This is a genomic window from Acinetobacter sp. 25-47-130 (genome assembly GCF_056779705.1).
Genome location: NZ_JBWYII010000009.1, coordinates 122,181 through 131,939, shown reverse-complemented (window position 1 = coordinate 131,939; position 9,759 = coordinate 122,181). Strand labels below are relative to the sequence as shown.

Below are 9,759 nucleotides of genomic sequence, written 5' to 3'. Positions count from 1 at the left end.
ACTCATTCTCAAAACTTAGATCCAACCTATTCAGCTAAATCCTTGTTTTTCAACAAGTTTTAATCAACATCACCGCCGATGGATGTGCATTATAGGCTATTTATTTTCTTACGCAACTACTTTTTCAATCTTTTCTATTTGTTTGTATAGTTAATAAACCAATGACACATTAACTATATGTTTTTTATATAAAATTTTTATTTGTATAAACTTTTAACTCTTGTCACTGTCTAAATAAGACAAAATCATTGCACTTAATTCCCGCTTAAGCTGTTGTTCTGAAATAAGAAAATCATTATTGCTTACAAACCTCATCATTGTGAACAAGGTACTATTAATAATCACAAAAGATTTATGCTTGAGTGTTTCAAAGTCCCAATGACGATAAAAACGATTAAATACATATAAACCAACTTCAAAAAAATGCTTTTCTAAAACCTTTGCTGCTTCTGAATTGTTATAGCCATGCCAATGCTTGAGGACTTCAAAGAAGAAACCATTATCTTCTCTCATTACATCAAATCCGAATTGAAGACTAACATCGACTAAGGTTTTTAAATCCATTTCTTCTTGATTCATCGCCAGCGCTTTAAGTGACAAACCTAAGTTTTCACTCTTACGGCGTAACAATTCTAAAATTATCTGATCTTTATTTTCGAAATATTGATAGATAGAGCCTACGCTCACCCCTGATTTTTCAGATATTTTTGGCGTAGTGACTTGATCTAGGCCCATTTCAGAAATGCATATCAGAGTCGCTTCCAAAATACTATCGACTACCAGCTTTGCTCTTTGTTGTTGTGGTCTTTTCCTCATAGCTGCCATTCTAATAATGCGAATTGAATGCGAATAAATATTCATATTAATCTTTGATCAAACAATAACCAGATTAATTACACCATGTCAAATTTTAGCATTCCAAAACGTATGGCTTCATATGAGCGAATGAAGCGTAGCGATCTATTGTCCAAGCTTCTACACAAAATGACCGATCAAAACTTCATTCCAACTTATGCTGAATATTTAGAGTTAAATGAAAGTTTACATACGGGTGATGTGCCGATGGATCGCTTAATGGATTGGGTGATGACCAATCCACGCGAAAATCGAAAGCTTTTTGAAACAGCCTTATATCAAGGCTTAGATGCTCTTCCCAAACCAGTCCCTGAAATCAAAGCATTCTTTGATCTCGTGGAACAACAGCCTGTTTGGTTCGATCAAGAAAAAATTGATCGTGCAATTCAATTCACACATCGTTTAGGCTCGAATGTCACTTTTATTATGCGTGATCTCGCGCTAATGACTGGATATCAATACCCTGGCTTTAATCAACCTTTAATTTTAACAGGTGCTCTAAGCAAATATGCAGGCAAGCGCTTAGCAGAAACGCATAAATGGTGGCTAGATGTTACTAAGCCGAACGGATTTCAACGCTTTAATGATGGCTTTACTTCAACAATTTTTGTGCGTTTCATCCATTCTTTAGTTCGCTACCATCTAAAAAAATCTAAAGATTGGGACTGGGATATTTGGGGAATGCCGATTAACCAATATGATCAGGCAATGACAAATATTGCTTTCAGCGGTGTAATGCTTTTAGGTATTCGAGCAATCGGTATTTTTCCAACTAAAAGTGAAGTCGATGCGATTATGCATTTTTGGAAATATACAGGCTGGTTAATGGGTGTTGACGAACACTGGCTGATTGATAAAGAGTCTGAAGGCTGGAAATTATTGCAATGGATGAATTATGCTCATCCTCAAGTGGATGAAAGTAGTCGTCAGCTTGCAGTAAGCCTATCCAAAGAACCATTTGAACGCGAATATAAACATTTTAAACGTTTCATGCAGAAGAAAGCCTACCAGAATCACTTAGATGTTACCCAAATCTTTATGGGCCGTAAAAAAATGAAAAATTTAGGGCTTAAGCCTCGAATACTGCCGTGGTATCCACTGTATCTACTGACTAAAAATACTGTGATTTATGCTGGCGCAAAAAAAATACCAAAGCTTGATCTTTATTTACAGCGTAAAGGGCGATCACAACAAGAACAAGCTCTCGATTTATATCAAAATGCAGGAAAACAGCTGGCAAGTATGCATCAATAAATAAAAAACCGAGCTAAGGCTCGGTTTTTTGTATGTATATTTTTAAGCCATTTTTAATGTTGCCTCTTGCTCAGCTCGAAGTGCTGATGGAGAGCGTGCTAGATAATCCAAAGCTTGTTGAGTATTACCTTCTTGCACAGGATGAAACTTTGGACTAAACCAACGGATAGTAGCTAAAGTTAAATGACTGAAGGTAGGAATATGATCGGTCTTACGACTAATTTTTTCCATTTGCATAATGAGTCTTAAAGTACCCATATGTCTAAACTTACCTGCATCTTTATCTTGTTTCAAAATTGTTTTGCCGCCTTCAACCCAAACCGCTGCCATAATAGGGAAGATAAAGGTCATCAAAGCATTTTTTGAAATTTGGAAATTAAACTCTGATTCAAACATATGTTTAAACAAATCATACGCAACCGTACGATGTTCAACTTCTTCAGCAAGATGCCAACGGAATAGATCAGCCATGATTGGATCGGCTTTATCCAATGAAGTATTGTCCAAGCTCCACTGCCCTGCCACACCAGTATAGTGCTCAATGGCTGCAATCACACCCAGTCGGAAGATTAACCAACGTTTTTCACCAACCACTTTTTTCATCATTTTGATACCTACTGGATTTTCTCCCAAAAGGATTTCAAAAAGATAATGCATGCGTTGAATGAACGGCTTTACATCTAATCCATGTTGATCAAAATAAACTTGTGCATGTTGATGAGTACGACCATGAATCGCTTCTTGCTGAATAAAACCTTTCACGTCAGCTTTTAATTGTTCGTCTTTGACGAACGGTAAAGCTTTATTAAATACACGGCAAAACCAAAACTCACCCGCAGGTAAAATCATATGTGCTGTATTCAACATATGGGTGGAAACAGGGTCATTTTCAATCCAATGCTTTGGAATATGATTGAAATCAAATTTTACTTTACGACCATGTAGTTGATGAACTTGACTCATTGTTGTCATTTTATTATCCATTACATCTTTTTTATTATTTTTAAAATAATGATAACCTCATCACAATATCATTTAAGGACATTCATATTTTATGTCTGACAATTTTAAAGAAAACACCCATTCAGACGGCGATCTAAATGGGTGTTAGGCTTAATACGTCAATTAAACTGAATATGACTAGAACTTCATACTCACACGCGCCCAATAATTACGTCCTATATTATTAAATTGCTCATTCTGTGCAAAACCAAATCCAGCACTACCTGCTTTATTTAAGTGTTCCGTATAGACTTTATCCAGAACATTATCAATTCCAATACTCAAATCGACACCTTGATGAATTTGATAAGTGCCATTTAAAGACAGCGTCGAGAAACCTGAACTCGTTTTAAAATCCTTACCTACAATATTACCTTGATTAATACTGACACGATCCTGCCCATCTACCACACGCCACAATAAACCTAAGTTAAAGCGCTCTTGCACATATCTTAAATTTACACGTGCTTCCAGCGGAGATATTTGAGGTAAAGGTTGATGATCAGTTGTGTTTTTTCCCCAAGCATACATCGCACTAAGATCTGCCTGAACAGCATCGGTAAATTGATAACCTATTCCAGCTTCTGCCCCTGCGATTGTCGCATCGACATTTCTAGAATCAGCAGCATTTTTACCATGACCAGTCATTTTTGCTGGGTCATAATTCAATAATATGAAATCATCGATCAAACCAGCATAAGCTGATGCCCATGAACTGAATGCCCCGTGATTATGTTGGTATCCAACATCCAACTGTAAGGTTTTTTCTGTTTCTAAATCCTTGAAGGTAGCAACAGCATTGCCTTGATAATCTGTCTTAAACAACTCCCAATAATCTGGTACGCGCTCTACATAGCCTAGACCAACATAGGTTTTAGCATCATGCACTGGATGCTGATTTTCAAACCGTATAAAACCACTTGGTAATGTTTCCTGACGTTCTTGAACCATTGTTAAGTTTTTAATCTTAACTTGATCAACCCGAACACCTGTGACCAACTTATTATGATCATTCAATGGATATGATAATTCAGTGAACCCACCATAAGATTGAAACTTCATATCCTCTGTCAGTGGAGTATTCATCATTGGCATGCTTGAATGATACATTCCACCAGCATGTTGATTATTCTGAGTATCAACACCCGTAATGAATATTGCGTTATCCCACTCCATCGTTGTGGCTAAACGTGCATTCAAAGTACGACGTGTCACATTCATAGCGCGATCCGCGCCATCAACATCACGCAAACTAAAATTATCCATCACATGATCATTAAAGTTGTAATTGACTTGCGCCTCAACTTTTTTAACTACCTCTGAGAGATTCTTTTTCTCAAATCTTAATCCCAAGCTCTCGCGGGCAAATTTAGAACCATCCATATCTCGCCCAGCATATACAGCCTCACCATCAGCCTTACCGCCAGTTAACTCGATCCATGTATCTGCATTAGGTGTCCAGCCCAATGCTAAATCTGCATTCCATCGTTTCCAATCTGATGGTACGGTCGCCCCATTACCATCTTGATAACTATTTGAGACTGATCGGTTGCTATTGATTCGAATATATTTTTGTTCATCTCCTACCGCTGCCTCAATATTTTGGTCTAAACGCCCAAAAGAGCCCATTAATACACTTGCCTGACCTCGATAATTTTTTTCATCATTCAATTGTTCTGGGCGTCGCTCGAAAATCACTGTTGCTGCTGAACCTGTGTTGGCGTACTGGACAGTTTGGGGACCTTTAATCACCGAGATTCGATCATAGCTCTCAGGTGAGATATACGAAGTCGGTGAATCCATACGACTCGGGCATGCGCCTAAATTTTCAGTTCCATCTGTTAGAATTTTGATTCGTGATCCAAACATTCCACGAAAGGTCACATCACCGTTCGTACCTGCACCACTATTTACGCTGCTAAACCCTACAATACTTTGTAAGTAATCTGCGCCATCCGACGCAGGAATAGGCTGAATGGGTTGCTTCGGGTTTGCACGTACAATCAAGCCATTAGCATCATTACCTTGTAGAGCTGTAGCAACAATTGGCGCTAAGTTCGTCGTGTGTGTATCAGGTGTTGGATTTAAAGTTGTAGATTGGACTTCAGCAAATGAAGTTTGCGAAATAAAGGCAATAGAAATCGCAGCCGCTAGTGGCTGTAAATAGAATTTTGGCTGAGCCATGATATATTCACTCAAAATTTAAATATGACAATGCTAGAGTCATTCAAGACCCTAAAAATAAAGACAATATTTAAGAAAAGAGTGGTGGTGCCCGACCTTGAGGTAAAAGGAATAAACGCTGTAAGTCGAAATAAATATGTTTGAACGCTTTTTGGAATGCGATCAAACGTATATTCAAACGTACAAAAACTTCTTTCACATTCAGCTCAGGTGGCAAAATCAAATTACCAAATACAGTACAGTATTGGCATTGATGGTTTGGGTCATGATGATCGTGCCCACTATGCGAGGATTCAACATAGCGCTTAGACTCATGATGTTCATGTAACGCATGTGAAGTGGAAACATGATGAGCATGATGAACGAGCGTTGTAATACTAGAATGATTAGGCTGTTCGAATAAGGCACGGGTGATCGTTTCGCAGACCGGCGCAATTTGGTATTGCGCTGGAAGCAAAGGCTGAAGAAAAACAGCGATCTGTAATAATACTGCTGCGAAACTCAGCAGCAACCCATTGCGGAACAAATTGTCATTCCAAATAAAATTTGAGCAATTATAACAAAGCCCAATCGAAATTGGGCTTTATCAACATATTTAAAATTCTTAGAGAATTAACGCTTTACAGCAACTTTTTCTTTTTGACGCTGACGAACGACTTTTTCTACCTTTTCACGCGCTCTTTGGCGTTTTAAAGGAGATAAATAATCAACAAATAATTTTCCGTTCAGATGATCCATTTCGTGCTGGATACATACTGCCAAAAGACCATCAGCTTCTAATTCAAAAGCTTGCCCTTCTAAGTTAATTGCGTCAATTTTGACGCGTGACGGACGCTCAACTTTATCGTATATTTGTGGAACTGATAGACAACCCTCTTCATAAGGTTGGGTATCTTCAGTTAATGGGGTGACTTTAGGATTAATAAAAACCATCGGCTGATTTTTATCTTCAGACAAGTCCATGACGATAAGCTGAATATGATGATCAACTTGGGTTGCAGCTAGACCAATACCTGGTGCTTCATACATGGTTTCAAACATGTCTGCAGCAAGTTGACGAATTTCATCCGTCACTTCCTCTACAGGTTTGGCAATAGTACGCAAACGGGGATCAGGAAAACTTAAAATTGGTAATAAGGCCATGCTGCTCCTCACCGGCTATGCCATTGATCTTAAAAATTAAATGAAGTTAATGCTTCATCAAATAATACGTGTAATATGCGTATTATAGCGCAAATAGATACATAATTTTAGGAATTATGATAATGAAAAAGGTTTTCAATGGCATGGCTTTTTCACATGCTCTGGGGTTAAAGAAACACTGCCTTTCACTTGCAATTTGCATTAGTGCGGGCTTGTTTACCGCGCAAATGACACAAGCCAGTCCAAATGTAAGCCCACCATCGATTAAGGCCGGTGCTCCTCACGTTTATGTGGTCAAAAAAGGCGACACTTTGTGGGACATTTCAGGTAAATTTTTGCGCTCACCTTGGCGTTGGAAAGAAATTTGGGCATCCAATAAACATGTCAAAAATCCACACTGGATCTACCCGGGTGATCGCTTACTACTCTGTACATTAGATGGGCGTCCACTGATTGGTAAAGATGAAGGTGATGGTTGTGAAGGCGTTATTCGTCGTCATCTTGGTGCTATCAATCTAAAACCTCAAGTACGAGTTGAAAGCTTAGGGAATACCATTCCAATTATTCCCTTGGATGATATTCAACCTTGGCTAGAAAGAAGTATTATCGTTGCGCCTGATGCTTTGCAAAGCACACCTTATATTCTCGGTTCGGCAGATCGTCGTATCGTTGCTGGGGAAGGTCAAACAGTTTATGCACGTGGTCAAGGGATTAACCCTGGACAAAGCTACGGTGTTTATCGTGAAGCTGAACCGTATGTTTTCTTAGATGAAAAAGGGAAAAAATACACAGGTGCACTTGAACTGATTGAGGTAGCTACTGCAGTCGCTGTTGCCAACGAAAATGAAGTTTCAACCTTAGAGCTTAAACAAAGTTTTAATGCCGAAGTTCGTCGCGGTGATTACGTTTTACCTAAATTTCAAAATGAATTACCAAGCCTCTTCTATCCAACGGCAACAACGGATATTCAGCCAGGCGGTCAAGTGATTCGTGTTATGGGTTCTATTGGTACAGCAGCTCAACATAGTGTTGTCACCATTAACCGAGGAAACGTTCACGGTGCAAAAAATGGTCACGTGTTAAGTATTTTCCAACAAGGCGAAGTGGTTAAAGACCCGAAGACCAAAGAAAATATTCAACTGCCTAATCAGCGTGTGGGCAATTTAATGATTTTTAAAACTTTCGATCAATTAAGTTACGCTTACGTGCTAGACAGCGCACTTCCAATTAAAGTAGGTGCTGTATTAGAACCATCACCAATGGTTGAAAATTAAAATTAGGTGCGGATATGTTGAACGAGATTAACGACCATCAGTTGGCTTATATTAAACTCTGGTACCTCGTTCAACATTCACTCAGTGCTTATCAAAAACTTGTTCAGCATTTTGGTTCAGCTCAAGATGCTGTACAGAAAAATCATCTAAATCAATGGCATCAGCTCAACTTACATAAAAACCATATCGAGCGTGCATCTCAATTTTTCTCTGATCAACAGCAACAAGAATTTGAGCGAATTCTGTATCAAATTCATCAACATTCTGATTTTATGCTCACTGAGCAAGATCCAGACTATCCTCAGCAATTGATGCCCTATCATGACCGCCCCCCAATTTTATTTGGGAAAGGTAAAGCACAGCACTTGTCTGAAGCACAAATTGCCATTGTTGGAAGCCGTAAACCAAGTCCACATGGCAAACAAGTCGCATATGATTTTGCGTATTATCTGAGTGATCAAGGTTTTTATATCACGAGTGGATTAGCACAAGGGATTGATGAAGCAGCCCATCAGGGTGCTTTGCAACATGGCAGAACAATCGCCGTTATCGGCACAGGGTTAGATTTAATTTACCCATCACAAAATCGCCCATTACATGATCAAATCTTGAAGCAGAACGGGACCATCATTTCTGAGTTTTTACCCGGGACAAAACCGCTTCAGCATAATTTTCCACGTAGAAATAGAATTGTAAGTGGCTTAAGTTTAGGGATATTGGTAGCGGAAGCTCAATTGGGCAGTGGTTCATTAATTACGGCCCAAGCTGCTGCAAATCAAGGTAAAACGACCTTTGCGATTCCAGGTCATATTTATAGTGAATTTCATCAAGGTTGCCATCAGTTGATTCGTGAAGGTGCCATCTTAGTTGATCATCCTGATCAGATCATTGAAGATTTAGCCCTGCCGACTCAATGGCAGCATCAACAAGCATCTCTGTTACGAAAAAACAATCCTAATGAGTTCCAAAAAGACGAAATAGTTCATTCAGTAGACCATCCAAAGCTAGAGAAGCATGAGGATGATGAGCATTCGATTCCTATACATCTGTTAGCTGTATTTCAACAATTAGATTGGGTTGGACGCGATCTCGATCAAATTGCTGCAACCCTTGATTTAGACACAGCGACACTCACCAGTCACTTGATGGAGTTAGAACTTTTAGGACGCTGTATTCAACAATCTGGGTTATACCTACGTTGCCGTAATTAAAATTAAGGTTCACAATAGTCTTTTCAATCAAGAGAATGGTGAACGTTTATGTTAACGACCTCAGTTGCTGAGGCTGCTCAATGTCTAAAACAAGGTCACGTTTTGGCTTATCCTACAGAAGCAGTATGGGGCTTAGGTTGCGACCCTTTTAATGAAAATGCTTTTAAAGAAATTTTAAGATTAAAACAACGCCCCATCGAAAAAGGAGTGATCTTACTGGCTGGTCAAGTCAGTCAGGTTGAACATTTATTATCAAAGCTGTCTCAAGACCGCCGCGATGCGGTGATTGAAAGTTGGTCACAAACATCTTATCAAGATCGCGCCACAACATGGCTTCTCCCAGCTGATGAGCAAATACCACTTTGGATTCGAGGCAAACATCCTAAGGTTGCTATTCGAGTCACCAACCATCCTCTTTGCATCGCACTGTGTAACGCATTTGATGGGTTCATTGTTTCAACCAGTGCAAATCCTGCTGGTTTAGACCCCGCTCGCTCATTACAAGAAGTCAATCAGTACTTTGGTGCTGAATTAAATTATTTAAATGGAGATTTAGGCCTGAGCCAAGAACCAAGCCGAATATTAGATGCAGAAACTGGTGATGTCATTCGTGCCTAAAAAGCATAATATGCTGAGACTTAAAACCTATTATTTAAGACAAAAAAAAGCTCAGTCATAAAGGTATTGACTGAGCATATAAAAGGATGTGCTAATCACATCCAGAGGGTTCAGAAATTCATCTGTACAGAAAAGGACTGATTTGTCGCTTTCTCTGCAGTACGCATATTATGCTACAAAAAAAAATATTACACAATTACTAAGACTTAGAGTTTCAA

The 9,759-nt window shown here is 38.9% G+C and carries 8 protein-coding genes and 1 pseudogene; 4 read left to right on the top strand and 5 right to left on the bottom strand.

The genetic code is table 11. The features are described 5' to 3' along the window. Window positions 1-213: 213 nt before the first annotated feature. A complete protein-coding gene (locus AC1M83_RS11325) occupies window positions 214-816 on the bottom strand; it encodes a TetR/AcrR family transcriptional regulator (protein WP_035268244.1) in 603 nt (200 codons plus the stop codon). Window positions 817-900: 84 nt separating this feature from the next. Here AC1M83_RS11325 and AC1M83_RS11320 point away from each other — a divergent pair, with 84 nt between their 5' ends. Beyond that, the gene (locus AC1M83_RS11320) at window positions 901-2,109 is read left to right on the top strand and encodes an oxygenase MpaB family protein (protein ID WP_481590710.1); all 1,209 of its coding nucleotides are present in this window, start codon (window positions 901-903) and stop codon (window positions 2,107-2,109) included. A gap of 42 nt (window positions 2,110-2,151) precedes the next feature. On the opposite strand, the gene AC1M83_RS11315 is transcribed toward AC1M83_RS11320, so the two are convergent. The 4 genes and pseudogenes from AC1M83_RS11315 to def all read right to left on the bottom strand — a co-directional run bounded on the left by AC1M83_RS11315 (window position 2,152) and on the right by def (window position 6,438). Beyond that, entirely contained in the window at window positions 2,152-3,081 is a 930-nt protein-coding gene (locus tag AC1M83_RS11315; protein WP_092768017.1) for a metal-dependent hydrolase, read from the bottom strand. A gap of 168 nt (window positions 3,082-3,249) precedes the next feature. Then, a complete protein-coding gene (locus AC1M83_RS11310) occupies window positions 3,250-5,295 on the bottom strand; it encodes a TonB-dependent copper receptor (RefSeq protein WP_481590709.1) in 2,046 nt (681 codons plus the stop codon). Window positions 5,296-5,365: 70 nt separating this feature from the next. Continuing rightward, window positions 5,366-5,572 (bottom strand): annotated as a pseudogene (locus AC1M83_RS11305) (DUF2946 domain-containing protein); the annotation flags it as partial. A gap of 335 nt (window positions 5,573-5,907) precedes the next feature. After that, window positions 5,908-6,438 (bottom strand): peptide deformylase, encoded by a 531-nt coding sequence (gene def, locus AC1M83_RS11300; protein WP_035268228.1) that lies wholly within the window; start codon window positions 6,436-6,438, stop codon window positions 5,908-5,910. Between the two features lie 122 nt (window positions 6,439-6,560). On the opposite strand from def, the gene AC1M83_RS11295 reads away from it, so the two are divergent. From AC1M83_RS11295 to tsaC, 3 genes are read left to right on the top strand one after another with little or no spacing between them, the layout of a single operon-like run. Beyond that, complete coding sequence (locus AC1M83_RS11295; RefSeq protein WP_481590708.1) at window positions 6,561-7,712, top strand: LysM peptidoglycan-binding domain-containing protein; 1,152 nt, start codon at window positions 6,561-6,563, stop codon at window positions 7,710-7,712. A 14-nt stretch (window positions 7,713-7,726) separates the two neighbouring features. Then, window positions 7,727-8,923 carry a DNA-processing protein DprA gene (dprA, locus tag AC1M83_RS11290; protein ID WP_481590707.1) on the top strand — a complete coding sequence of 399 codons (1,197 nt, stop codon included), beginning with the start codon at window positions 7,727-7,729 and terminating at the stop codon, window positions 8,921-8,923. A gap of 48 nt (window positions 8,924-8,971) precedes the next feature. After that, entirely contained in the window at window positions 8,972-9,541 is a 570-nt protein-coding gene (tsaC, locus tag AC1M83_RS11285) for an L-threonylcarbamoyladenylate synthase type 1 TsaC (RefSeq protein WP_481590706.1), read from the top strand. The last annotated feature ends 218 nt before the right edge of the window (window positions 9,542-9,759 follow it).